The 26,224-nt window shown below is 37.7% G+C and carries 32 protein-coding genes; 1 reads left to right on the top strand and 31 read right to left on the bottom strand.

Features of this window, described 5'->3' with window-relative positions; all coding sequences use genetic code 11:
* Positions 1-92 precede the first annotated feature (92 nt).
* The 21 genes from BV60_RS0102710 to BV60_RS0102610 all read right to left on the bottom strand — a co-directional run bounded on the left by BV60_RS0102710 (position 93) and on the right by BV60_RS0102610 (position 13,381).
* Positions 93-365 (bottom strand): DUF6462 family protein, encoded by a 273-nt coding sequence (locus tag BV60_RS0102710; protein WP_029319192.1) that lies wholly within the window; start codon positions 363-365, stop codon positions 93-95.
* Positions 366-407: 42 nt separating this feature from the next.
* The gene (locus BV60_RS0102705; protein ID WP_029319191.1) at positions 408-992 is read right to left on the bottom strand and encodes a hypothetical protein; all 585 of its coding nucleotides are present in this window, start codon (positions 990-992) and stop codon (positions 408-410) included.
* Between the two features lie 128 nt (positions 993-1,120).
* The gene (locus BV60_RS0102700) at positions 1,121-1,357 is read right to left on the bottom strand and encodes a helix-turn-helix domain-containing protein (RefSeq protein WP_255358140.1); all 237 of its coding nucleotides are present in this window, start codon (positions 1,355-1,357) and stop codon (positions 1,121-1,123) included.
* Between the two features lie 229 nt (positions 1,358-1,586).
* Complete coding sequence (locus BV60_RS0102695) at positions 1,587-2,240, bottom strand: hypothetical protein (protein WP_156035918.1); 654 nt, start codon at positions 2,238-2,240, stop codon at positions 1,587-1,589.
* Between the two features lie 160 nt (positions 2,241-2,400).
* Complete coding sequence (locus BV60_RS0102690; RefSeq protein ID WP_029319188.1) at positions 2,401-2,802, bottom strand: helix-turn-helix domain-containing protein; 402 nt, start codon at positions 2,800-2,802, stop codon at positions 2,401-2,403.
* A gap of 453 nt (positions 2,803-3,255) precedes the next feature.
* Positions 3,256-3,549, bottom strand: a complete 294-nt coding sequence (locus BV60_RS0102685) for a hypothetical protein (protein ID WP_029319325.1) — start codon at positions 3,547-3,549, stop codon at positions 3,256-3,258.
* A 164-nt stretch (positions 3,550-3,713) separates the two neighbouring features.
* A complete protein-coding gene (locus tag BV60_RS0102680; RefSeq protein WP_029319323.1) occupies positions 3,714-4,475 on the bottom strand; it encodes a hypothetical protein in 762 nt (253 codons plus the stop codon).
* Between the two features lie 85 nt (positions 4,476-4,560).
* Positions 4,561-5,166, bottom strand: coding sequence for a hypothetical protein (locus BV60_RS0102675; protein WP_197029511.1), 606 nt, complete (start codon positions 5,164-5,166; stop codon positions 4,561-4,563).
* A 50-nt stretch (positions 5,167-5,216) separates the two neighbouring features.
* On the bottom strand, positions 5,217-5,906 hold the full coding sequence (locus tag BV60_RS0102670; RefSeq protein ID WP_029319319.1) for an AlkZ-related protein: 690 nt from the start codon (positions 5,904-5,906) through the stop codon (positions 5,217-5,219).
* 77 nt (positions 5,907-5,983) lie between these two features.
* A complete protein-coding gene (locus tag BV60_RS0102665; RefSeq protein WP_029319317.1) occupies positions 5,984-6,226 on the bottom strand; it encodes a hypothetical protein in 243 nt (80 codons plus the stop codon).
* A 4-nt stretch (positions 6,227-6,230) separates the two neighbouring features.
* A complete protein-coding gene (locus BV60_RS22985; protein ID WP_156035925.1) occupies positions 6,231-6,374 on the bottom strand; it encodes a hypothetical protein in 144 nt (47 codons plus the stop codon).
* Positions 6,375-6,406: 32 nt separating this feature from the next.
* Entirely contained in the window at positions 6,407-6,961 is a 555-nt protein-coding gene (locus tag BV60_RS0102655; RefSeq protein ID WP_029319315.1) for an NUDIX hydrolase, read from the bottom strand.
* A 102-nt stretch (positions 6,962-7,063) separates the two neighbouring features.
* Complete coding sequence (locus BV60_RS0102650) at positions 7,064-8,107, bottom strand: hypothetical protein (RefSeq protein WP_029319312.1); 1,044 nt, start codon at positions 8,105-8,107, stop codon at positions 7,064-7,066.
* Between the two features lie 264 nt (positions 8,108-8,371).
* The gene (locus BV60_RS0102645; RefSeq protein ID WP_029319311.1) at positions 8,372-8,668 is read right to left on the bottom strand and encodes a hypothetical protein; all 297 of its coding nucleotides are present in this window, start codon (positions 8,666-8,668) and stop codon (positions 8,372-8,374) included.
* A 194-nt stretch (positions 8,669-8,862) separates the two neighbouring features.
* On the bottom strand, positions 8,863-9,387 hold the full coding sequence (locus tag BV60_RS21590) for a SprT-like domain-containing protein (RefSeq protein WP_051656472.1): 525 nt from the start codon (positions 9,385-9,387) through the stop codon (positions 8,863-8,865).
* A gap of 136 nt (positions 9,388-9,523) precedes the next feature.
* Positions 9,524-10,255 carry a tyrosine-protein phosphatase gene (locus BV60_RS0102635; RefSeq protein ID WP_029319309.1) on the bottom strand — a complete coding sequence of 244 codons (732 nt, stop codon included), beginning with the start codon at positions 10,253-10,255 and terminating at the stop codon, positions 9,524-9,526.
* A 54-nt stretch (positions 10,256-10,309) separates the two neighbouring features.
* Positions 10,310-10,654 (bottom strand): DNA-directed RNA polymerase subunit alpha C-terminal domain-containing protein, encoded by a 345-nt coding sequence (locus tag BV60_RS22555; protein WP_197029510.1) that lies wholly within the window; start codon positions 10,652-10,654, stop codon positions 10,310-10,312.
* Entirely contained in the window at positions 10,641-11,138 is a 498-nt protein-coding gene (locus BV60_RS21585; RefSeq protein WP_051656471.1) for an Lrp/AsnC family transcriptional regulator, read from the bottom strand. The genes BV60_RS22555 and BV60_RS21585 overlap by 14 nt, the downstream gene beginning before the upstream one ends.
* 139 nt (positions 11,139-11,277) lie before the next feature.
* Positions 11,278-11,925 carry a hypothetical protein gene (locus BV60_RS21580; RefSeq protein ID WP_051656470.1) on the bottom strand — a complete coding sequence of 216 codons (648 nt, stop codon included), beginning with the start codon at positions 11,923-11,925 and terminating at the stop codon, positions 11,278-11,280.
* 177 nt (positions 11,926-12,102) lie between these two features.
* A complete protein-coding gene (locus BV60_RS0102615; protein WP_029319304.1) occupies positions 12,103-12,336 on the bottom strand; it encodes a hypothetical protein in 234 nt (77 codons plus the stop codon).
* A 25-nt stretch (positions 12,337-12,361) separates the two neighbouring features.
* Positions 12,362-13,381, bottom strand: a complete 1,020-nt coding sequence (locus tag BV60_RS0102610; RefSeq protein ID WP_029319303.1) for a transglutaminase domain-containing protein — start codon at positions 13,379-13,381, stop codon at positions 12,362-12,364.
* A 29-nt stretch (positions 13,382-13,410) separates the two neighbouring features.
* On the opposite strand from BV60_RS0102610, the gene BV60_RS21575 reads away from it, so the two are divergent.
* Positions 13,411-14,001: a restriction endonuclease gene (locus BV60_RS21575; RefSeq protein ID WP_051656469.1), complete on the top strand. Its 591-nt coding sequence runs from the start codon at positions 13,411-13,413 to the stop codon at positions 13,999-14,001.
* Between the two features lie 18 nt (positions 14,002-14,019).
* Here the strand turns inward: BV60_RS21575 and BV60_RS0102600 are convergent, their stop codons facing one another.
* The 10 genes from BV60_RS0102600 to BV60_RS0102555 form a co-directional block, all read right to left on the bottom strand.
* Complete coding sequence (locus BV60_RS0102600) at positions 14,020-14,907, bottom strand: PP2C family serine/threonine-protein phosphatase (RefSeq protein ID WP_029319299.1); 888 nt, start codon at positions 14,905-14,907, stop codon at positions 14,020-14,022.
* Positions 14,908-14,922: 15 nt separating this feature from the next.
* Positions 14,923-15,651, bottom strand: a complete 729-nt coding sequence (locus BV60_RS0102595; protein WP_029319297.1) for a vWA domain-containing protein — start codon at positions 15,649-15,651, stop codon at positions 14,923-14,925.
* Between the two features lie 61 nt (positions 15,652-15,712).
* Positions 15,713-17,020: a serine/threonine protein kinase gene (locus tag BV60_RS0102590; RefSeq protein ID WP_029319295.1), complete on the bottom strand. Its 1,308-nt coding sequence runs from the start codon at positions 17,018-17,020 to the stop codon at positions 15,713-15,715.
* A gap of 14 nt (positions 17,021-17,034) precedes the next feature.
* Positions 17,035-17,541 (bottom strand): hypothetical protein, encoded by a 507-nt coding sequence (locus BV60_RS0102585; RefSeq protein WP_029319294.1) that lies wholly within the window; start codon positions 17,539-17,541, stop codon positions 17,035-17,037.
* A gap of 5 nt (positions 17,542-17,546) precedes the next feature.
* The gene (locus BV60_RS0102580; protein ID WP_029319291.1) at positions 17,547-18,668 is read right to left on the bottom strand and encodes a tetratricopeptide repeat protein; all 1,122 of its coding nucleotides are present in this window, start codon (positions 18,666-18,668) and stop codon (positions 17,547-17,549) included.
* Between the two features lie 10 nt (positions 18,669-18,678).
* Positions 18,679-19,875: a hypothetical protein gene (locus BV60_RS0102575; protein ID WP_029319289.1), complete on the bottom strand. Its 1,197-nt coding sequence runs from the start codon at positions 19,873-19,875 to the stop codon at positions 18,679-18,681.
* Positions 19,876-19,886: 11 nt separating this feature from the next.
* The gene (locus BV60_RS0102570; protein ID WP_029319287.1) at positions 19,887-20,684 is read right to left on the bottom strand and encodes an OmpA family protein; all 798 of its coding nucleotides are present in this window, start codon (positions 20,682-20,684) and stop codon (positions 19,887-19,889) included.
* 8 nt (positions 20,685-20,692) lie between these two features.
* Positions 20,693-22,432, bottom strand: coding sequence for a MotA/TolQ/ExbB proton channel family protein (locus BV60_RS21570; protein ID WP_051656468.1), 1,740 nt, complete (start codon positions 22,430-22,432; stop codon positions 20,693-20,695).
* A gap of 3 nt (positions 22,433-22,435) precedes the next feature.
* Positions 22,436-23,179 (bottom strand): hypothetical protein, encoded by a 744-nt coding sequence (locus tag BV60_RS0102560; protein WP_029319283.1) that lies wholly within the window; start codon positions 23,177-23,179, stop codon positions 22,436-22,438.
* Between the two features lie 2 nt (positions 23,180-23,181).
* Positions 23,182-26,022 (bottom strand): UvrD-helicase domain-containing protein, encoded by a 2,841-nt coding sequence (locus BV60_RS0102555; protein ID WP_029319282.1) that lies wholly within the window; start codon positions 26,020-26,022, stop codon positions 23,182-23,184.
* Between the last annotated feature and the right edge of the window lie 202 nt (positions 26,023-26,224).

Here is a 26,224-nt window from a genome sequence, read left to right as displayed (position 1 = left end):
AGATTCTCCCTGGCACAATTCTATTATGACTCTATGAAAAGCGCACCGCAAGAACTAAATCGTATTAACCAACCCTTATTCTACCTATATGATTATCTTCTGAATGTCAGTAAATATTCCTCCAGCACCGGTCCGTCAATTCGGATCATAGTTGTGCTGTACTCAAGGTATGCACCACATTCTTTCGCAAGTCTCCTTATGGTCTTACGCTCCATACCGAAGTACTCCTCTGCCTCCGGATACTTGAAAAAGCGCTTGCAGGCGTTCCTTGTCTCCTCTACTTTACTTCTCTGATTCATCATAAAAGCTTCTCCCTTCTTTAGAAATATTTCTTCTTTATAGAAAATAGGGTTGGCTTTATCCATAAGACTCTCTGGCACGAGTCTATCATGACTCCGATTCGAGATTCATGCAACAGCTTTTTCCAGTACTGCGAAGTCTATTCCATTTCTCATTTCCCTTCCCGCACATGATCGTACTGTTTTTCTAGCTTCTTTTATTCTGGTCTTTACAGAATCATGTGTGAGTTTTTCAACCTCCGCCAGTGTCTCCACTGAAGCTTCCTTTGAAATATACTTTCGAAAAATCCTTCTGTTCTGCGGATCTAAGCAGTTTACCACATTGCTGACTCTGAAATAATCATTTCTCATTTTCTGCAATGTGATGATCTGCGTCCTGTGCTTCTCGAAATCATCTGTCCATCTGAGTATTCTGTAATACTCACCATTATGGATTGCCTTTTCAATTTCTTCCCTGTTTGCTGCATCACTTAGTGTGGGATTACTGATGTTTGAAGTCTGAACTCTTACACCGAGATTTCCCAGCTCCTCGCGTCTGTTGTAATCAATTTCTTCCTTAATAGTGACGCTCAAGTTTTTCTCGCAGCAGTCAACGATTGCTTCAAAGTTTGAGAAATTCCGCAATATCATGTCTACCCGTTTTTCGATGGAAGCTTCATGATAGTCTTCCACAATGTTTTCAAGATCTAGCATCTTGCCCCTCCTACAAATAACTTCTGTTTCCCCAGTTTTTGGCTACATATATAATTTTAGCTAAAAACTACTGGCGGAAGGTTCACTGATATGCGGAATATCTCTTCTTTTTGCCGTATTTCTCTGCACTATGCAGTATTCTTACAGCTCGTACTATCTCGCCCTGTCAGTATCCAGTCCGTTGAAATATCAAACTCACCGGAATATTTGACCACCAGATCCAGCGGAACAAGCCTTGTCCCGGTTTCATATGCCGAGATTATCCTGCCACTGGACAGATTGAACAGTTTTGCCACCGCCTCTTGCGTTAGGCCTTCACTCATCCTGAGCACCCTGAGTCTCTCCCCGACTTTCCTATCAGGCATTTCCTTCATAAGCCATGTCTCCTCCTTTCTCAACAAAACACGGACATATTAGCACATAAATACCGGGATTTAGTCTCACTGAAATCTCAAATAAATCTCAATTAAGTCTCACGAAAATCTCACAAAAATCTCACGATAGTCTCATGAAAGTCTCACGATAGTCTCATGAAAGTCTCACATAAATTGGCATAGTTAAAGCCCGGTCCATTACGAACCGGGCTTTTCTGCTCTATACAAATACAAACTCTTCACTTATAGGCATATCTATAATATCTTCTTCAGGCCTGTCAACAATTCCTGCCTCGATATCTTCCTCTTCTCTCCTCTTGGCATATATCCACATGAGAATTCCAAATAGTACAATTCCGTCAGGGCGTCTCCTAAAATATGTTGCCCTGGATATTCCCATTCCTACGTAGATAGCCTTGCCGTCCTTCACATTGTTTTCGCCTCTTAGAAATAGATCCTTCAATATCCGTCTTATCTGTTTCCCCTGGTTACGGGCATCAAAATCTACATCATAGTCTGTTCCAGAGACACTACCATCAACAAGAAGCTCTATAAGGTCCAGTATCATAGTTGCTTTTTCCATAAACCATCTTGATGTGACCACATCCCAAACAAAGTCCTCATATTCTTCATCAGTATATGGTTTTTTCCCTTTGATGATTTCGATGTACCTTCTTCTGATGTTCTGCTTTTCCTGCTGAATAGAGCCAAAAGTCTTTTTCCTGAACTTGTTTCCTCTCAGCGGATCACTCTGTCCCTTCGCGTACCTCTCTAGAAGTTTACAAGAATGCTCATGAACTTTATTATATGACATGTTCTCCCTTCTGCAAAGTTCAATTGCCAGTGCATGCGCTGATATACGTTTCCTCCTCATTTTTTCATATCCCTCCATTGAAAAAACAACAGTTACATCCCCTCTAAAAAATCTATCAAAAAACCGGGGACAGCAGTTGTTTCCTGCTATCTCCGGTCTTATGATGTCTTAAAAACTAGTTGCTGCTAACTCCAAAATCTCCAAAAAACAAGCTTCTTAACTATATCTGCTCTGAATCATCTGCGCTGTCTTCTTTATTTTTCCTTCTTGCCAGTCGTTGCTTCTCTTTCTCATACGATGTACAGGCGTCGATAATATACTTCACAGCACTCTTCCCATACTCATCAAGTCTTCTATACTTTCTGACATAAAAATCTTCCGTAGGGTTGTCTGTTTCTATAAGAATGGTTGTCGCTTCAAAAACCTTTGAAATGTCAAGATCAGCTGCATCGATCATACGGATTACTGTCCTGAAATCGGGATCTTTCTTCCCGTTAAGAAAATCCTTGGCAGTGTTGTAACTCACTTCTGCTTTTTCGGCAAGTTCTGCCGCAGGAATATCCTCTTTTTTGATCGTATTCCTAATCCTGTTAACAAGTTCCTTAACATCGTTGTCATTCATAATGAATCCTCTCTTACACTAATGTATTTTAACAACGGCGTCAGGAATTGAGAATTACCATTCTAATGAGATTTAAGTATCATTACAGTGATACACGTTTGTTGAACATCACGTGGATATAGCAGAATATACACAAAAAACGGAAACACAATATATGTCATTGGTTCCCGTTGCAATTTCACAATCTCACTTTGATTCACATTCTTCTAATTACGCTGCCCCAATAAAACCATTCACCTTCCTCTCGAAATTTACCGTACCACCTCCTGTTCCAAATGAAGTAATCAATCCCCATTTCCGTAAGCGCCGGTGTCAACAAGTGAAGGCGGATAATGCTCTTACCCATAATAAGCTTATCAAACAACGTGGGTTATAACTTGTACTTGTCTAATAGATGCACAATAAAAAATACTGCAACACATTGTGTCACAGTATTTTCATCCAACTTTTTAATTACAACAACGGTAATTCACCCAGGCTAACTCTCAAGCGTTCTTTAACAGGCCTTAAATTTGAGACAGGTACCTCATCAGTACAATAGCATTTATTATCCCTTTGTTTGGCTTTTTCCAACTCAAATTGAAGGTAATCATTTAAGCGACCATCTACAAAATTCTGTGATGAGAATTCTTCAATAAGCTCTGTATAACATTTGGCGCGTCTCATAATGTCTGCTTTTAACAGTCTTAAGCTATCCTTATTTGTAATCGATAACGTATCTGAATAATCATCATCGCCTTCAATCATTGCAGTTATCAGCGGTAAGGCAAAATATCTTCTACTCCGCGTGCCTCGTATGTATGAACTTGGGGCTTATAATAAGGCTCAAGTTCTGCCAGTGAAACTATTTCTATTTTTTTTAACTAAAAAAAGGAGCAACCATCGACGATTGCTCCCGCTACTCTTCCCATTTAGTTCACATCCCATCCATTCATCTTTTTAAACATGTTAGTGAACTCGCCCGGCAGCTTGGATCTCATGCTGCCTTCCAAAACCATCATCCTTTTCTGCTGTCTTAATGGCACAGGCCCGTTCTCTGGAGTAGCAACAACAATATCCACAACCTCAACGTTATAATATCGCTCGCCTTTCCTAAATGGAGCAAGGAACTGATCTCCGATATTTATATTGTTGCCCTCATAGAAATACCAGTAAGGTTCCTCGTCCGGATCAATTATGGATTTTACCGCAACAAATATCTTCTCTTCAGGTCTTACTGTTATGGCAAATCTTGCCTCTCCATCAAATGCAAGAATAGTGTCTGTACCCAGCACATTTCTGAGCCAATCGGACATATCATGCAATGCCTTATCTGTTGTTGGCATCAAACCTCTATACCTGTATGTATCATCTTTTTCATTAGTGAGTTCCAGATCCCAGTATGATTCATTAGGGCCTGGCCAGTCTACTTCAGCCTGCGACAGTTCATATCCTATGCAGGCAAGGAAATAGTTTGCAGCCTCAGGTGAAATCTTTTCCTGGAACTGACGAAGCTTCTCCTGCTTATTATTTTCATCCCGGTATCCCGAAAACCAGATCCTGCCATCTCTTGTTAATGTGAAATGTTGCTCTGTTTCCTCTATTGCTCTTGTTGGCTTGCCTTCTATCCTGTTATGGGAAACAAGCTTCATCTTTGTAGCAAATCCCTCAAAACGGCATGTGCCTAGATTCATACAGTACGTCCTCCGCTTTTAATCCTTTGGATAACATTGGTTCCTATCACATCAGTAACGCTTTAAAACCATACTCTGGATTCTATTATTCTTCCCTCTGCTCCGCCATATATATTCCCCAGTCCTTAAACTCTTCAGGGATATCAAATACTGACTTGCCCTCTTCTTCGTACCGGCTGCAGATTCCGGGATTATCTTTGGAAATCACATCCCATCCCGTGACAAGGTTATCAACCCGCTCTATCTTGTGTTCTTCCAAAAATCCATCAAAACTGCTTATGTCCCTGCTGTATATCTGCAGAACATTATATTTACCAAACATGATCTCATCTGAGCTCTTATGACCTCCAAAGCCAAATGAGGAGAGTCCGTCATTGTAAAGAAGGCTACCTATCCCCTCAAGAATGGCTACCGCTTCTTCTCTGGAGCAGCCATCAATGTAATAAACATCTCTGTGCAGCGACTCTACAACGCCTGGCTTTACTTCCTGTTCATCATCTGCTTTGGCAGGGAGTTCCAGTATAAAGAAAAGAGGTTCATCATGCATCGCTATAAAATGGATCAGTACATCCTCTATTTTCCCAATGCTCACATTTGCAGTTATGGAATTACCTGAGATCTCATAGCCTTCATGTAAAATCGTATCTAATGAAATCCTGCAGCCTTCTTTTAGTCTTAGTATCTCCGCCATAATCCTACCTTCCACAACATTGCTTCCAAGCTATAGAACACTATCTTCTACTATTCCTTTAGTAATTTCCTAAGAACATCCTCATCCATCTTTGGTAATGCTTTTCTGATATGTTTTATTATCCTGTCCAAAGATTCCTCCGGACTCCTCTTATAAGCTGATCTGCAAGGCTTGTCGCCCCAGTAGTTTTCAGCTATATCATATCGGCAGTTGCCCCAGCCGTATTCATCGCCATTCTTACGCTTACTGTATTCATAATTTACCGGCACAACATATGTCTGCATCTGAAGCCTGGTGATCACTGTCTCAAATCCCTTGTTTCCACCCTTTTTATAATTCAAGCTGTCCTTAATCTCCCGAGTCAGTATTGCTCCTTGTCCAGAAATAAGATCCACAACATCTTTATCCTTATATGGTGCAAGCCCGTCATCAAATCTGGCATCAAAGTCATAACCATCCCTGCGGTAATTACAGAAGTCCGGCCATAGTTTCAAACTGATAAATCCAGCTTTTTTCTCAAAGAACTTGCCATAAACAAGCTCTTTGTTCTGAAGAACCTGTCCTTTCCAGTCCCAGGCATCCCAATGGATTTTCCCACTCCAGCGTCCCTGATACCATGCATCATATGAAATATTCTCTTCCAGCGAGAAGCCTTCAATCCTTCCTGAAAAGAATGGCAGAAAACCTATCTCATTGACAAGTTCCACCAGATCCTCTCTACTTCTGATCTCATCTATCATAGCGGTCACCTACTGCTCTATCAGATACTATTCTATTACTAAAGTCCCTGGCCTATTCATATATAACCAAAGCGTATTCATTCAACTATTTCGTAGTCCTCGCTGTCATCTGCTTCCCCTGTTGTGCAGGTAAAGCACATATAACTTCCTGTAATGCCGCTGCCTGCTGCCCAAATAGGATTTCCGCATATAGGACATTTTGCTCCGGCTTTCTTTGCATCAAGCGCCTCCTTCAAAGACTCTGTTACGGTCTTAAGGTCCTCTCCGGGATTGTTCTTAACTACTGACTTTGCAAATTTTTCTATGCTTATCTCAACCATTTTACTATTCTTCCTTGTCATCAGGGTATTCAAAAACGTAATCTCTGGGATCCAACTCTTCCTCTGTCCCAAAGATTGTTAGCTGTTTTGCCCCTTCTATCATTTCATTATAGGCTACTCTTTCAGCCTCCGTTAGTTCCCTTGCCACAGATAATCTCCAAACTTATATAATTCGAACATTCACTCTTTTTCACCAAGATACTTCATGAGCGTTTCAAGCCCCTCTATCGGAACACAGAACGTGCCGTCCCTGTGGATGCAGCCCTCATGAACTTCATTTATGTCAAACCATCTGACTTCATCAACCTCTTCCTTCTGAAGAGTGAGGCTATCTATATCTACCGGCTTTTCATATACATAGACAAAAGCCACTTCATTATCCTTGAAGAGCTTTCCATGGAACTCCATCTCATATTTAATGTGGAATTTTCCTGCAAAGGTAAGGTCGCCCTCATTTGCTCTTATTCCCAATTCCTCATGAAGTTCTCTTTGTGCTGATTCGAGCGGATCATCACCTGCCTGGATGTGACCTGCAGAAGAGGTATCATACATCCCAGGGAAGGACTCTTTTTCTGCGCTTCTCTTCTGAAGAAGAACCCGATAGTCATCATCCTCTTTTTTTACTATCCATATATGAGCTGTTCTGTGAGGGATGCCCTTTTCATGGGCTTCGCTCCTGCTTACTGTTTTCCCTGTGGGTATTCCATTATCGTCTGTTATATCAAAAAATTCCATTTTACTACGTGTTTCCTATTCTGTCATTGACCGTCAATTGACTAATTACTGCTTTTAATATAGGAAAGGAATACATTGATTATTCTTCAGCATCCGCTAAACTTAATAATCAAATATTTCTTTTCTAAGTTCAAGATATCTGTCAGCGGAAATCTCTTCATCACCAAAATGGCAGACTGCTGAATCCGCATCGAACTCGACATAATCCCAATACTCTGCGGTCAATGACGTGGATTCTACTATGTTTCCGCTCCCATCATACTGATCCATTAAAAATGTTTCCCTGCCACCATGTGAATTATCTACATGACAGATATAAGTCTTACCATTATATTCCGCGTGGCACAGCCAACCTGCGGTACCTTCTCCTTCTGCAAGCTGGAAGACTTCTCCATCCCTTGCATCCAGGTACTTCCCACCATATGGGCCATTTATTATGAGCTCCTTGACACCATCATTATCAAGGTCCACCCTTTCTCCAACCTCATAACATTCGAAATCATCAGGGGCATGTGGCAGCTCAGGGATCCAGAAAGAACAATCCGTACTGTCTTCATAATAAGCTTTTACAATGATTTCACCCGCAATTGCTTTTTCAAACAGTTCGTCAGCTTCCTCTTGTGTTGCAGTTACGGATTTCTTATCAGTATCAGAAATATTTACAGTCCCTTCATAAGTTTTTCCGTATGCATACTCACTCCACTCACTAAATTCCCTGCTGTCACCTTCTCCACGGTAAGATCTTATCTTTATTCTGAAATCAAAATCATCCTGAGCACTTGCGACATATGTTGTCTGTGAAGTATAAGATGTCAGATCATAATCTGGCTCGCGGAATGCTTCCTCTGTACAGAATTTGTTCTCTTCAAGCACCTCATATCCATCAGCTCCTTCAACAGCATCCCATGTAAAGACAACGTTTACTGCATCTTCACCCTGTTCAGTAACACCATCTTTTACCACCGGAGTCTTAAGTTCTACTATAGTCACGGTATCTTCATCAGCCTGCTCCACAGTGGTAACAGTGTCTTCATCTATCTGCTCCACAATTGATTCCGTATCATCTGCATTGTATGATCTGCTCCCACAGCCTGCCACCAGGACAACTGCTAAGCATGCAGTCATGCACATTATCTGCTTTCTCATACCATTTTCTCCATCCTTTATTATTTCACTTTTCCTTCACAATCGTTTTAGGTTTCCTTAAGGCTAAAACATTATCATAAACATATCAAGAGGAACACAAACCCACTTGATACCCCTCATAAGAACACTTTTTTCATAACATGACTATCGGAATCCCCATTCCGATAGTCCCCCTCCAAAAAACAACGCCGCAGTATTCATTGAATGCTACGGCTTTATATATCTGATTGCCTTTTATCATCTGCTGATAATTCTTTCTTTATCTCAATTCAAATTCTGTCGGAATCTTTCATATTGTGCCGCTAACTTTTCAGCTTCTTTACGGGCAGCTTCCTTCTTTTCAAAAAAGTATTCATCAAATATTCTTAATGCATCTTCGTAACTGGGATTAAATGTAAAAATTTTTCCATGATAAATCCTGTCAAAATCATTTTCAAACGTACTGTGCTCTTTTCTTTTCCCATTATAAAAGTCACATTTGTAGATAAATACGCGCCCCCTGATGTCTGATGCTTTCCCCCTGGTTTTGTATTCAGATATTTCGTGTTTGGTAAATAACAATCACAAAGAACATTTTTTCCTTGGTCGTCTTATTACTTTCCATTATCTCCTTCATACCTGACCTCATCGGGGCTTCCCAAAATCACATATGAACATTATAAACCATTGCCCTGCTATTCCTACAAAAATAGAGCTGGGATTTTTATATTTCCCAGCTCAGAAAGAACTCATTGCTTTTCATCAATTACACTGTATCAAGCAGGTCTACTCGCAACAGTCTGCCTTCTCCAGGCAATTGCTCCGCACCTTGTACACCGGTAATTCCTGTAATACCTGGTAAACTTACTCATACGTTTCCTGTAGATTGTTGCGCCACAGCCCCCGCAGGTAAATACATACTTAACGGACATTCTCTTAGGCTTATAGTTCTCGACACCTTTTTCATTACCACTTGTTGTTCGCTTAATGTTATAACCATACTCCTCATTCATCTCCTGAGCATAAGCCTTCCATTTTCCAGTGTGCTTCATACAATCCTTACATGTATGCAAAAGCTCATGAATAATAGTCTCCTTACATGCCTTTTCAGATATACGATTATCTGCAAGAAGGCGGTCAGCTATCTGTATAGAATATGTTCCATCCTTATTCTTTTTGCACTGCCCCCACCTGCTCCTTGCCTGGGTATTTATCGTCCATTCTTTTATCTGTCCTGTCTCGATGCCCAAATCTGCAATCTCATCCAAGCATTCCTTCTTAAGTCTTTCAAAATCCTTCATTGTTACAAAATCCCCAACATTATTTTATTCGCCAGTATTTAAATATTCTGCATTTTTCCATATTCTTTGGCATACTCAATCTCTGAGCGGATACTTTCCGCAGAGTTGTTATTACCCTGAGTTCTCTAAGTAAACCTTACTCTCCTCTTAGCAATCTCTGCTTAGGGTTTGCGGCTAATATCAGCATTGCATCTACATCTGAAGTCAGCTCTATTATTCTCTTTACCCCCTCTTCAACAACAGGCGGTCTATGGTCAAGTCTATGTGCATCACTTCCTACAAAATCCACCATTCCATATTTTACAAGTTCAGTAGTAAGTTTTCTCTTTGCTGACGATGCACCATTTGTAAGACTGTATGCGTTTACCTGAATCTGAACACCTTTATCTCTTAGAAATGCAATACTTTTAATATCAGAAAACTCATATCTTTCAACATGTGATAAAACCGGAACATATCCTGCATCAATTATCTTATCCAGACATATCATAACATCATTTATACTTATACCATATGTAGGCAGCTCCGTAAGAACATATTGTGACAGAGTGGGATAAACACCATCTTTTATTTTCTTTATGCATTCAGTAATATTCCCAGGATGGCAAAAAACTTCACATCCAAGCCCCATAAGTTGAATATTAATCCTTGCTCCTTCAATCGCTCTTTTAAGTTCCTCGTATTTCTTCTGCACAAATTCTGCGTTATGGTCAAATGCCAAACTATGAGGAGTCGCATAAACACAGTCCACACCTTGTCTATACTCCATTCTCAGCATTTCAATAGCTTCTTCTGTAGTCCTAGCTCCATCATCAACTCCTGGAATTATATGAATATGTGTATCCCAAACAGCGTATCCTCCGATCATAGATAAATCCTCCTATCCCAATGGTTATAGAACACCCCATTCTTATATGCTTTCTTATACTTCTCCATATTCATGTTTCCTTGCATTAAGCAGCATTACATCTTTAACATATTGTTCTCGCCTGCCTTGTGGGAGCACATTAAACTGATATATAAATAATTTTTCCATTATTTCTCTGCTACTTTTAGCACCGCAGTTTCTTATCTTATTGAGATCGATACCATCGGCTATTGCCTCGGCTAATTCTCCGATATTTGTATAACCGGCTCTTTTCAATGAGTTATATGACCGGACTCCAAGCTCCAGAGCCTCTATTGGCGCTTCACTCATACTATTACTCAGATACAGGTTGAAATAAAATTTTCCTCCTTTTTTCTCGTGAACTCTATAGCCTGCCATTGTTTCCATTATCTGCGCTAGTGTTCGACACTGATCCTGGTTCATATTTAATTCCTCCATAAACGTCCTTGATGACCTCCTGGACCTGGCGAACATGTAGCTCTTTAATATCATCTCCGCAGTCCTTGTCAATCATCTTGGCCAAATACTTGAGATTTTTAGAAGAATCTGATACTGCCACCATATGAATATGATTTTCTTTATGAGTAGTAACAATCTGACGCACATAAGCTGTCCGCGTTGCTACATATTCCAAGACTCTTTCAAAGGCTCCCTCTGCAGTGATGATATCAAATAACATGGTTATCTCATCATCTCTCTTGATATAGGTATTATAGCCGCGAATAATTCCTGCCTTCTCGAGCTTATCAACCCTTTTCTTTGCAGCCACCCGGGAAATACCCAGCTGATTACCAATCTCCTGGAAACTCATGCGGGCATTACCCTTGATCATATCCAAGATTTTCTTATCAGTTTCATCCATAATCTCTGCTCCTATCAGTGTCGACTCTGATTAAGCTGATTATATTAAGCAGAAAAAATAAACGCAATAGAAAAGGTTACGAAACGCAACCAGTCGGTTGCATTCCGTAACCCTTATATACCCTTATCCTTAATTTAAATTAGTGTGCTACTCGGTTCTCTAATTTCCCATTATTCACATAATGCTGATAGTATTTTGCAAGATCATCACCAAATGCCGCATCAAGGTCTGCATTTTTGGCTCTATAAATGCTTACATTAAATTCTGCATTTCCAGCACGTCCCTCCTTGATTCCATACTTAAGAAAATGCTGTAAAGTTGCTGCAGAATCACCACCGGTTGACTGTGCAACATCAGGATTATTGCTTAAATAATAATTTTCATCATACACAGCAATAATCTGAGCTTTGTCAGTCACTTTTGTAATATCTGAAATATTAGGACTCACATAATTAGAAACAGTACTCGTTGAAGCCTGCCCAACCGTAGTATTACTACTACCACTTACATATGCGCTTCCTGTTCCATCATGATAATATTGGTATACTTTCTCATAATTTGCTATACCTCTATCATGAACAGCCTCGTAGTCTGCTCTTCTTTCAGAGTAGCTCTTACCACGATTACGTTGATAGCTTTCTTCCTTCTCTTTTTGATACTGCTGGTAGGCCTTTTCTTTTGCCTGCTTATATTCACTATAAGAATGTTTATATGCATGGCTATCAAAGCTAACAAAGCACAACATACAAACCGCAACAACCATTACTCTAGTAACAATTCGCTTCATATTCACACCTCTGCTACAAAAATATGTGAATAAATTATATCTCCTTCAAAACACGAGGTGCAACTATATACTTACTTAAATCCCCGACATTTGAACTATTCTATCAGAAATATCATAAAGGAATAATATAACAAATCATTCATTACCAGAAACAAGTCTAAAACACAGTCTCCATTTTCAGTGCAACCCTGCTGCTTTTCCTATCAAATCTGCCAATACAAAGCCTATAATAGAAGCATAATGTATTTCATTATGTTCTAAAATTCCTATTAAGCATATAGCGATCACTGCCGTTTCTCCGGTCATGATGGCCCAGTTATCCTTTTTACCTTTTCGAACCCGAAACGCAAAATACTGAATCACAAGTGTCGCAATAAAGAATCCTATTCCATAAATCCAATAGTCTTTCATAGGTATCCTTCTACCATTCTGGTAATTAAAACTCTTCAACTGTTAACATAACCGTTCGCATTTTCTCATTAGAAACAGTAAATATTTTAGCTTTTGTTCCTTTTTGCATGATATAACCAGCTACAGATTCTTGAATATCATTCGCTACTCTTACCATATCATCTACATAATCCAGCATAAAATATGCGCGATTGGATCCAGAAGCCAGTTTGTTTTTGATAAAAACATCCATATCGTCATTGTTTTTAATTATCGCCCCATTTTTATAAAACATGTTTTCTTCTAGGCTATCACAAATGGGCATACCTTTGTAATTTGAATGATCTCTATTTATCAGCTCATCATTTAGACAATAATAATCCTGACATATAAACCCACTTTCAGTGCTATTTGTATCATTTGTAACATCAATATGGTAACTATGTTCGCCTATCTTTACTATATTCCACGCATGGTCTTCATTATTATACATATCATTATCAGCGTTCCCGGTGACCACTATGCATCTAATTCCTATAGCATTTAAAAGATATTTAAAAGATTTTGCTATACCATCACACACTGCCTTTTTTCTTAAAATAACACCCAATATTGTATGCGAAAAATGTATATCTTCCACAGCTGCTCGTTCTTCAGCAACATCATGATCATATACAACATTCGAAGCTAGCAAATCATGGACTGCATGTATTTGCTCAGACACATCTTTACCTGTAAAATCAATTTTTTGTAAAATGGTTTTGGCATATTTCTCAAGTAATCCATCTAGTTTTTTGCACTGTTCCTCTGAATATACCTGTCTTATTTGCGCCCGTATCATTCCATTAGAATCTTTTGATACCATAATATTTCCATAGTCGATATAGTACAAATGTGGATTATCTAATATAATTGCTTTATAGATATTGAAAACATCTTCCATCGAGAGATTCGGAGAACAAAAAATGGCCTCTTTCTCACGTTGCGTTATCGCCTTATATATGACCTTATACGCTTCCTGTTCAATGCCATTCAGTTTATGATAATAATAATGATCATTAATCATATACCCTCCAACACATAAGAAGACCCTATATGAATTCAAATTTGCAGACTGCATTAAATATAATAAAAAGATACAATAATCCATCCGTCAGCCTTCTTCAGGTTGAGATGAAAATATCTCAGTCTGAGGCTGAATCTATTATTGCCCAATTACGCTCTGATGGTTTACTACCCACCACGTCAAATCTGCCGCTCTCTTCCTCATCAACGATGACCGCTAAATCCTCTTTTTCTACTAAATTCGATATAGACTCTATTGAAGGTCATAGCTTTGAATACTATTGTGCTGACTTACTTAGATACAATGGTTTCAGTAATATACAGGTTACTTCTGGTAGCGGAGACTTTGGTGTTGACATATTATGTCAAAAAAGTAGCCTCTCCTACGCAATTCAATGTAAAAAATATTCTGGAAATGTTGGGAATCACGCTGTTCAAGAAGTTGTGTCCGGGAAGATTTTCTATAAATGTAATAAGGCAATTGTCATGACAAACAGTTACTTTACCAAAGCAGCTTATGAAACAGCACGAATGACCGATGTCAATCTTTGGGATAGAGGTAGATTGCGTGAAATGCATATTATTGCCCTTGAAAATGGTTTTGTACCCGGCAAATACTAAAGCACCTCAAAACAAATGCTAAATGTCCGCATCATCACCATTATCCGTTGCACTTACATCGCCTTCATCATCAGTTTCGTTATCATCTTCATCCTCTATTCCACCTACAGCTACTAGTGTTATGTCATCTCCGCACCCTTCTTCGCTAGTCTGTGATAACCATTCTTCCAAATTAGTCTGTACAGCCTTCTGACCATATTTGCATATGGTATTAAAATAATCGACGCAAGATATTTGATACTGCTCATCATCCTTAAAACTGTTTGCAAATCCATCCGTGGTCAGAATATACATAAATGGTATATTTGAATCAAATTCAACTTCCTGTAAATATGACTTTGCATGTCTCCATGGCTCATCTTCAGACATTGAATATGTCTCAACTCCCAGAAATTTATCAGGTCTAATAACCACCTGATATCCTCTCTTGTCCACAAAAGCCATATCACCATCCCCAATCTGAAGACCATAAACAAAATCAGAAGCAATAATCATTCCAATAAAAGTTGTTCCGTATAATTCCGGATTAACTTCCTTGATTTGACTCAAATCAGTATATGCTTTACGAATCTGATCATAAGAATTCTTTATTTTCCGCTTCCATATGGTATGAAAGAGCTGCACAAACTTTGTCGTCTCACTTTTTTTCAAATGCTGCATCATACTATCATGATTTCCATCAGCATTAGAATAATATTTCCTTACCAACTCATAGAATGCTTCTACAGCAAAACGCGCTCCTCTATCGCTAAAGCGACATTTCTCACTTCCGTGTCCGTCTGCAATACAAGCAACAATAGTATGGTCAGGAAGAGTCTTTACAAGATTCGCGTCCTGACATTTTGGATTCTTACTACGCTTATGAGATGCTCCCATAGCAGAAGCATTTACTTTAACAACCCTCATAGGCACACCTCACAATTACCACACATCATCCCCAAAATCATCCGGTACTGCCAAATCTATTGTTACTGGTCCAGTTTGCACGCTTGAAGGTGCCCCAGATGGTGTAGAAGTTTCAACATTCGCCCTTCTGCTTGCAGGTGTGGAAACCTGTTTTGCTACTGTAGATGCCCATTTAATCATAGCAACCAACGCCTGCGGATTATTTGCATCTAAAACGAGTTCCTTATTTCCAGTAAATTCCTCTAATACCGATCTGTCAGCATCTCTTCCAATGGCAATGGCAATCCTAACCGCCTTCTTTCCCCATGGCATATTCAAAAGTTGATCCAGCTGACTTCGGTAGGAGTCAGTAGGTTGTCCATCAGAAAGTAAAACAATAACTGGTGGTAATGCCCTATCAGACATAGGAGGAATACTTAACTGACCACATAATAATTCAAATGCTTTTCCCAAATCAGTAACACCACTAGCAGTCATATCTCGCCATTGGTATGTCTCTATTTCTTCAGGTTGCGTTGTGAGCCAAGTTGCCCCAGTAGAAAACTGCATCGCTTGCACATATAACTGTGCATTTGTATTGTCTTTAGCAGCTTCTCTCATATCAGGAATAGTAGACTGAATGGCATAATTAACCTGCTGCATTTTGTTTTCTACGCTCATAGAACCAGAGCAATCCACTACCCAAAAGAAATTCAAAGGGCGTTTAGCCATTTCACCACCGGGTCGACGTATCATTTCACTCATTTTTTACACCTCCTTGAACGTTTATAACCCTCAATTTCATTAAAATTGTTTATTATTTCTTTTAAATGGTTCCTTCTATCTGACCAAAGTTGATTTTTGTTCCAGAAACCAACGCTGCACTTTGCCCTGGCGCTACGATAACCTGAGAACCATCATTTCTTATATAAGTCCACGGCGCATCACTTTCGTTCTTCAGTCCCCATTGACTCGGATTCTTGGGGTTTTGAGATATGCTGGCTACCGTTTTGGAAATATTGTAATTGTTTTTAATATGATGCTCATTTATCTTTGTGGTAAGATTCAAAAGTATTCTATGTTTTCCGATTCTAATCTGCGGAGGTGCAGTAATCGTATTTCCACATCCCCAACATATATGCGGCTGCCCATGTACATCTTTTTCCTCATCGAAGAAAACTTCCGCTCCACACACCGGGCATATCATTATGCTATCCAGCAATCTTATACTTGTATCGCGCCATTCTTTCTCAACAATTCTAGCGTTAGGATCAGTCAAGCCATCTGTAAATGCAGTGATGAATTTGTCCTTAAGAAATTGTGGATAAAGGTTCCAATAAATATTTGCATTATCATGAATTCCCGGAACAGGCCTATTCTCATCATTATTAGGATCAAAAATAAAAACTGGATGTTTTCCAAATAATCCTTTTAATGCATTTTCATCCAATGCGTGAATACTCGCCTCATTCTTCCCTTCCAAAGGATGACTTATAAACAGCATACAAAAAATAAGTACTGCAAGTGAATATAAATCTGTATTCCTATTAGGAGATGCCTCGCCTCTTACAATTTCAGGTGCCATATATCTCATAGTTCCATACACTCCACTATCATCTAGTCCATCACCTGAAACATTATCATTGTCACAAACCAATACATCCCCAGTATCCGGTTTAAAGAAAATATTTTGTTCCGATATATCTTTATAACTATAGCCCTTTTTGTGAAGCTCTTCATACTCTTTTGCCATATTATAAATTGCAAGAATAAGCTTCTCAAAAGTCGGATCAGGTTCGATTCTTCTATTTAATAAATCTGGGATATTTCTATATTCTTTAGGCCTTAATTCCATGATATAGCCAAACGTACCATCATTACTGACAATGAAATCTTCTGGCCAAAGAAAATTTTTACTTGGGCTTCCATCTTGAACCAAATTCATTATGGTATTCTTTTGCTCAGCAGTACTTGTAGCTTTAAAATACCACTTCAAAGCCTTTTTCCCCGTAGGAGAATCCACAACGTAAACCTCACCTTGTCCGCCAGCGCCTAAACAATCGCCTACAACATAAACTATGTTGTTATTACTATAGCTCTGTAGTTGCTGCCCTTTTTTTAATAATCCTTCCACTTAGATACCTCCTACTACTGAAGCATTTGAATTACGCGATATACTACATTACCGTCAGGGACAAACAACCTATAGATTGTTGCTCCATATTGAAGTTCTATTCCGTTAGCATAAGGATTGAACGCAGACAAATATTGAAACTGCTTATCAAACCCCATGCCTTTTGAATTAAATACAATCCGCTTATTAGTTATATATAAAATCCCCTTATACTCGTTGACTTCTACAGCCTCGTCTATAGATGAAACCGTTCTTCCCATATTCCATCTATTTCCTTTTAAAAGCCCCGGAACGCTATGTCCTACGTGTCTCGAATTTATAGTCTTTTTAGTTTTAGTAACCTCCAACATTGCTTTATCCGCATAATGACATATCTCGCCTCTTTTCAAAAACAATTTGTCAGGATTAATATGTGGAAGCCTTCCATTCATTATTTCATTCTTCGCAATGTCCGGTAAAATCGACTGCACATTCGGCGTTGCAGGTTTGGGTGTGCCAAAAAGCCAATCAAAAAAGCCCATCTCTATTACCTCTCTATCATTTTCCTATAATGATTTGCTTTTTCTTCATCACGCTCAACTTCATACCCTGTTGTATATAAATAAACTAATTTACTGATTGCATCCTTATCGCCTCCGTCTGCGCTTGTTTGTAAAAATCTTATAGCAGACTCAATGTCCTTTTCAACTTCGTCTCCATATAGCAAATGCATAGCATACTCATACATGGCAGGCGGGTAATTTTGGAATGCCGCTTTTTTTAAGTATCCAATTGCCTCTATCTTTGATTTATCATCCTTATACAAAGTACTATAAAGTCTACACTGCGCTTGTATATGGTCCTTATCGGAAGCTCTTTTTAGATAGCTGATACAATCATCTAGTTCGACCTCATTGCAATCCTCACTTATAACCCCGAGTCGATATTCAGCTTCGACATTCCCTTTATCCGCAGATAGTTTGTATAGTGATACTGCTTTTTTTAAATTCTTCTCGTAATACTCCCCTTCTAAGTACATTGTTGCTATCTTATAAAGTGCATCTGGATTACCCTTTGATGCCAATTCTTCTAATTTTTCTGCAGCTCGCTTAATATCTCCACTGTTTAACTCTAATTCAATGATTTTCTCCGATATAGTTGAATCATCAGATAGCTCAGATGCATGCTTTAATACTGTTGATTTATACTCATCACTTGATAACTGATTCAAAACATTCATCCAATACTTCGGATCATTGAAATCTGTTCCATTAGACTCAACCACACTTAAGGAAAAAAGAATTGCATCAACAAAAGCATCATCGTTAGAATTAGATTGCACAAAATCAGATATGTCTTTGTTTTGCAAAGAACCAGAAAAGTATTGCGATACTGTATCAGCAAAACCTTTATCATACAGTGCAAGATACTGATTTCGAAATCCCTCATTCATTGGAAAATAATCGTTTAAAAAAGCAAATACCCTCTTAGGTTCAGAAACGATAGTCTTTCCTTCCTCTTTTCTTAGTACATAGATAAGTTCACCCTCTGATGAAAAGACTCTTTGCCCTCTATTTTTATCAAAATCGTTTCCACACACCGGACATTTTTTCATTGGAGGATGCATATTACTAGATTTCCATTCAGCACCACACCTTATACATTTCATCGCACACCCTCTATACCACTATCTTTTGTGTCATATGGTTAGATATAAGATATCTGTTTATTTCTCTCTCCCAACCCGAATTATGTGCACGCCTGAGCACACATAAATCCTGGTTATTAAATAGCAGCGATCTCACTTCAGAATTATTGTTATATACAAACCATTTTCTTACTTGACTGTCAAATACCTCTTTCTTATAGATGTATATCGGCCCCATAGCTTTCCCAAGGAATTCTACTGCATAGTATTTTTCCATTTCCATCACAACAGAATTACTTCTATAATATTTTCTGACTGACAAGTATTCATATTGTTTCCAAAATCTACTTCTCTCATCATAGCCAAATACTTCATTAATAATCTTTATGTTTATCCAGTTTATATACTTTTTGACTATCGAATAATCTACACCCTCGAAGAAGTTTTTAAACTTATCCGTATTTACTTCACCCGTCTGTGTAACAAGAAATGACGCTAACTCTGGGTAATTCTCTAATTCACGATGTTCAAATTTTGATATAAAATTAATTAAGAACTTCTTTAATACCTCCTGATCCTTTTCAGCATATCTTCTTACTGTAGAAAGAAGTTCTCCTTTAGTTATTGCAAGATAATCCTCTTTCTCACAAAAGGTATAAAACAAGAATTTAATAGCTCGAAACAATTTACTATCTGTCCTTATGCCCCAGTACTGAAGTTTTTCTCCAAGCTCCGTTCCGACAGGGAATGGTGTTGATTTCAACTTCTTTATCAAAAGAAGTATAATATGATTCCCTTCCAGTGCCTTAGAGAATTCATCCTCTTTATAATGACATCCTCGAATCATCATTATAAATTTCTCATCCATATTGAGCAGCTCAGTAATAAAAGCATTACAATCGCGATTATAAAAAGAATCCTGCCATTGATTAAACAATATCTTGCATAATCTATCATTTGACCGATAGTTAAAAATCAAAAATAGATTTTTCATATTAACATTGTAATAATTAAATGGTAGATATCCAGCAACCCTAGCAGCATCTAAATCCGATAATGCAATGGCATTTACCTTTACTTGATACAATTCCAATTTAGCAAGCCTAGTTATTAGTTCAAAGAGACTTTGATCCTGAGAAATTTGGGGAATCTCTTGCTCTAATGGATGCTGTATTTTAATATCTTCCACCGCCTGAAGCAGTCTTTTAGGGGTATAAGTATATTCCATAAATGTCCTTATTAATTTGAAGATAATAGCTCCATCATCTCTGTTACCATCTCTTCATCTGTAAGTCTAAATTTAAACTCAACTCTTCGTGATGCTGCTAAATCCACATTACCATCAGCCCCATAAACTGGATCACTAAAAGATCTTCCATTGGCTGTCAAGATTGGCCTTAATTCTTCTATTTCACGGGCATTAAGAACAGTGCTCTCATCCATCAAGCAAAACCTTGCAACTGATAAAGCACGATCCTGAGACAGTTCTAGATTATGCATATAACTACCATTTGTATCCGTATGCCCCTCAATTATTATTTCGGAAACATATGACTTGAATTCCGGCTTTAGCAATACCCCAATGTAACGCGGTAAAAAGTTTTCCAAAAATGCCTGTCCTGACTCTTTTATATCCCATTTATTTACATCAAATAAGATACTAGAATCCAATGTTATTGCACCAGTATTCGGATCGATTGATACTTTAAGATCAGATCCATCAAATTCTTCCTTTAACGCTTCTACAAGGTTGGATCTCACTCCAATAATTTTATCCAGCTGTTCTTGTTGCTTTTCCATGATCTTTTTTTGTTCATCGAGCTTAATCTGCTGCTCATCCAGCTTTTCCTGCTGCTCTGCCAAAAGTTCATGTTGTTGCTCCAACTCCGATTCCTTTTCTTCATACAGTCGTTTTGCCTGTAACATAGTAAAAGAAATAATCAGAACAAAAGTAAGCAAAAGTGCTGCCATCATGTCTGAATATGATAACCAGTATGTTGTTTCTTCATCTATTGTTTCATGCCTTTTTCTAGACATCATCTTCCTCACTTCTTGTCATCAAATTTATCAACAAGTCTTGGCAGATTCCTCTGCATAATATCTAATGAATGAATAAGCGCTTCAAGATTTGTCCTCATCTCTGTAAATGATTTCTCCATTCCATCATATGCAGCCACCACCACTTGTGGTACTTTATCTGTAGTAGCCTCGACTTCTGAAATCGTTCCACTTAAATGCTTTGCAATTTCAGCCAGGTTACTATCGAAGGTATCAAATGTCCTATCTAATGAAGTTGAAAGCTTCGTATCAAACTCAGCAGAAGCCTTTGAGAGTTCCTGCGCAGCTTGATTCATATCCATAGTCCTGCTATTAGAGAGATTAATAACTTCTTGTATCTGCTTTTTAGCCACTTCCGCCAAACTATTACTATATTCTTCGGCCTTTTGTAATAACAACTGCATATTCTCTCTAGTACCCTCAGACAAATCTTTTTCAAGCTTATCAAGATTTTCTATCTGAAGAGCCATATCTTTTGCCAAGCTACCTGCAGCTTCTGACATCTGTTTTTCATGTTCTGTTAATACTTGTATATATTCATTCAGCTTAGCATTCATCTCATTCTGAGACTCAAGCTGAATATTAACACTCATAAAGTTATCATTTATTACTTTTTGAAGTTTCTCTACTTTCTCTATGTATCCAGACAAGCTCTCAATTGTCTTCTCAGACATTTCATTAATCGTCATAAGATTACTTGTCATATCTCCAACTTTAATGAGAATATCTTGCATATAATCATTGTTCTCGTTTTGCAGCTGGCATGTCTTCTCTATTGTTTCACCCAAATGAGCAAAATTTTCACCTAATGACTGATTCATTTGTTCTACAAACTTGTCAACAATTTGAGAGACTCCCTCCATCTGGGTTTCATTAACTTCCCTTGAGAAAGTCTTTAGTGTTTCATTCATTGTTGTAAATGCAGGTTCCAGCACCACCATAATCTGCTGACCTATGTCGTTAGGAATCTGTTTTAAAATGTTATACAAGCTACTATTATTCTCATAATATGAATCACTGATTACATAGTAATCGAATGCATCCAAAAACTGTCCTAATCTACTATAAGCATCTTCAATTATCTGTTTATAAAGGAAATTGAAGACTAATGAAAAAACCATACCATATATGGAGGTATGAAATGCCACTTTAATTCCATCCATAAGTGGAGCTATACTTTCCGAAATTTCCGCAGCGCTACCAGTATTAAACTCCTGAAGTCCCAATGACAGTCCCAGGAAAGTACCCAATATTCCCAATCCAGTCATAGTTCCTGGCACTAAATTGAACAGATTCTTCTTAATCGTTACATCTATCAATTCACGATTAATGAAGTCCTCTATGTTACACCTAAAACTCCCACCTGTTTTACTCTCAAGACGCTTAGCCTCAATGCTATATGCTTTATATGCAGACCTAAGCTCCGTTGCCTTAAAGAACGACTCTGGCGGTATTTGCTTGTAATCATCCCATAAATATGCATTTTTCTGATCAAAATCACTTTTGATCTTTTTTGCTGCTTTATGAAGATCCTTTGTAATTCTGTATATTTTTGAAAAATAGATAAATGCCGCTATGAAAATCAAGCCCGCAATGATAAACAGACCATAATTGATCTGTCTGCTGGTTTTTGAAACTCCATCTATATTAGTCAAGATTTGGCACACAACAAACATGCCTATATATAATACAATTAATCCAAATCCCCAATTATAGTTTCTTTTCATGATTTATTTTACCCTTTTTATTATGTATGGAATCTTCTTTTGTCTTATATCTTCCACAATACTATTTACTTCAAATGGACTAACATATAATCTCTTACATTTCTTACAGCAGTCCACAATAACACCAAACTTTTTGCCTTTCCCGTATGTTGCCACAACTTGTATTTTCTCCAACAATTCTCCATGTATGGGGCAATAGTACTCTGGCCATATATATAATTCGAATTCTTCTATGTTTACTCGTTTTCCAAAATCTTGCGATTGGTAAAGATTAGTGTCATCTATGATACTTTGTATATCAATATCTGGATACTCGTAATCTTCACTCTTTTTTTCAACGTCCCTACTGTCCCGTTCAAAATCACTTGAGGTATCAGACACTTCCTGAACATCTTGCTTTTCTTGATTTTCATCAGTCTGTATATCCTCTACGTTGCTCTTTTCTAATGATTCCCTCTCTTTTCTAATCTCATCCAACTCAACTCTTTTCGCATATGACCGCAAAACAGATAGTAAATCTCCCATGTCAAATATTCTGCCTTGCTCACTATAAGCAGCCTCTAACTCCTCTATTTCTTCCATCTTAGATTTTATTTCAGAAATAGTATTTTCGTCGTCCACCCATGAAAAGGCAATTTCTCTGATTGAATCACTAGTGTCACGCAAGAACCTCAAAAATGATACTGAAGGCATCCCTTCTATCATTTCTCGCATTTCTTTTATCGAATATAATCTTGATCCATTCATTATTACTTCCAGTCCACAATAACCAATTCATTAATAGCTCTAGTATATGAAACATATTCCATATTACTAGACATTCCGTTTCTAATTACATAGACCTTATCAAATTCAAACCCTCTTACTTCATCAACATACATAACAGATATTCGTTCTTCTCCAATCTCATCTATTGATGTATTGTTTATAGGCAGAGTTTCAGCAAACCTTTTTTTGTTATATTCCCTTGCCAAGAGGATTGCCCATCTATCCTTCGCTCCTTTATCTGTTGTTGTTATTTCGAATTCAAATTCTGTTCTAGACAGCGTTCTTACCGGCGCAGAGTCAATACCAATTTCTTTCATCGACAAAGAGAACTCGTTATTACAATAATGCGTAATCTGATTTGAATTCCTATAGTTTTCATCTAAATAGAACTGTTTGTATTCGAACAGCTTCTTTAGGCTTCTCCAATCATTTAGACCATGACCATGATTTAAAACCTGATTTGTATCACCATAAATATTAAAAACACTCTTTCCTTTACCAAGCGATGCAAGCATCTGATATTCCATAAAAGAGATATCTTGTCCTTCGTCAATACATATATATTTATGTATTGACGGCATCTTTTGATATAACCTCATCACATACTGCAGTCGCAGATAGAGATCATATCTATGAAATCCTTTTGGACGCTTGATACCTAATTCTTTTGCTTTCTCGTTTAACAAATTCCCGACTATTCGGTTATATGTCTTTAAGTTTCGATATTCTTTTGCTTCCTCAAGTATTCCTGAAACCTCGGCTTCTTTATCTGAAGATATTTGCTGAAGTTCTGCTTTTTTTAATTCTTCTTCCGCCTCTTGAATAGTTTTGGGCTTTTCTTCGAGCTCATTTTCTAATTCAAGTATATTACGTTCAGTCCTCTCACATATTCTTAGTTCCCGATTTGCATCGACACTAAATCGTGCAGCCCGCAGCAAATAATATTTGCATGCATCCTCTGACATATTGTCCACATCTGTAGAAAGCAATTCTCTTATCACTGCTCTATTATCCGAATCTTGCTCATCTTTAAGAATTCGTCTGACCTTTTTCACCGCCTCTTTTAATTCACCCAAGTAATCTTCTTTGGCCTTCTTTATCTCATGGTCCGCCAAATCAAAATATCGCTGTTTTAAATTATTAACTCGTTCTCTTAACCTGGTCAGGGCATCCTTAGATTTTGCTATACGTTCTTTTATAATTGTAGTAGTATCAGCAAGATAGTTCTGAAAATCATACAGTTCATATGAATTTGATATTTCCTTTTCGCCAAAAGACTCGAGAACTGTATTTAATCTTTCGCAAAATTCATCCTGATCTTGCCTAAGCAATATCAGCTCCAGGTCAATATTTTTAAGCATCTCTTCAGAATAAATATAACTCAAGAACGCTTCACTAATATCATTTTCAGTTCTAATACTCTTATTTATTACAAATTCCTTACTTATTTCTCCAATCAGCTCTAAATAATAACCTTCAATAGTATTCTGCGATAATGAAGAAATTGCCAGTCCTTCAGTAAGTCCACGCATGAACTCCCTATATTGTTTGCTTGGCCCTATTATCACTGCATCGCTTGAATCATATGCTCTATCCCAATTATGTAACTTCGATAAGCGATGCATCATAACCATCGTTTTACCAGAACCAGCACATCCCTGAACAATTACATTCTCCCCACTGGGTACATCAACTATATTATTCTGGTTTTCTTGAATCGTAAGAACAATATCTTTTATTTGCCTTTCAGCTCTTCTCTGCTTAAATATATTGATTAGGAAGGGATCTACTAATCCTTCTCTAAACTCTCCTTCCAGTCCTGCATCTGTACCTATAATGTTTTTAAAATCATGCAAAACAGACCTACTTATATTGAATTCCCTCCTCAAAGAAATATCATTATTTATAGATCTGTCCTTCGCATTATACGTTGCAAGCCTTTTACCCATTTCGCTATAAAAAGATAGTATTTCATTTCCACTTCCCAAATCCTTGACCTCTACTGGTCCAAGATAAAATACAAGTGGATTACCATTATTTTTTAGATCAACCCTATATCTGTAAGGGGAACGAGATAACTCATCTAATTCTTCTATTTTTTTATAATCAGACGCACTTACTCTTTTGTCATAATTAAGCTGCGCCATTTCCGTTCCATCATCTCCGCCTTTTATCACTTCGTATTTATTTACAAAATGTGGTCCTGACTCTATTTCAGAAATTTTATCCTTGATTGCAAATACTACTTTCCCTAGTTTCTTCTTCTCCTTATTAAATTCCTCCCCCGAAGATATCGATTTATTTAGTACAATATCTGAACCTCTTAGTTCCTCAGGTATATCAGCTTCTACATATTTATACCCATTCAGGACTTTGATATTATCTCCCGCATCATCTTCTATATTTATATTGACAAACGAATATTTTATATGGGAGTTTCCAAGAAGAATATCCAACTTCTTGTTCTCATCTTCACCAGTAAATGCCCACTTACAGTCTTCTATCTTTCCTAAAAATCCATAATAAAAAATCTTGATGACCTGAACCGTATTGAACAATTCTTCCAGTTCCTTCTGACCATCAGGAAACGTCAAATCAGCATTATTACCATCACTTACCAAAACGGCCAACTGAAGTCCAGAACGAATCGTGCTACTATCGCCATCTTTTAAATAAATGTTCTCCGTTCTTTCAAATTTATACTGTTCTGATAACTGGTAATTTATGGAGTCATATCTTTTAGCAACTTTTGCATCATTTGCTACAAGCATAACCCTGCCATCATTTTTATATTGTGAAAACACTACTTCAGAATAGTTCATTTTTTCCACAATCTTTCATTCTAAGCGTACAAATAATAGTCACAATCTGCCTATATTGTACCATTATTTCGCTTTTTAGTTTTTTCAATATCATACATATTAAATTAAAATATTATTAAAATTTCATATACAGGTATTCAATTCCAATATTGTAGACAGAAAAATAAAAAGAGCTGATTAGTAGCAGCTCTTTTTGAACATG

Source organism: Butyrivibrio sp. AE3004 (assembly GCF_000703165.1).
Classification (GTDB): domain Bacteria; phylum Bacillota; class Clostridia; order Lachnospirales; family Lachnospiraceae; genus Butyrivibrio.
This window is presented reverse-complemented; position numbering and strand designations above follow the sequence as displayed.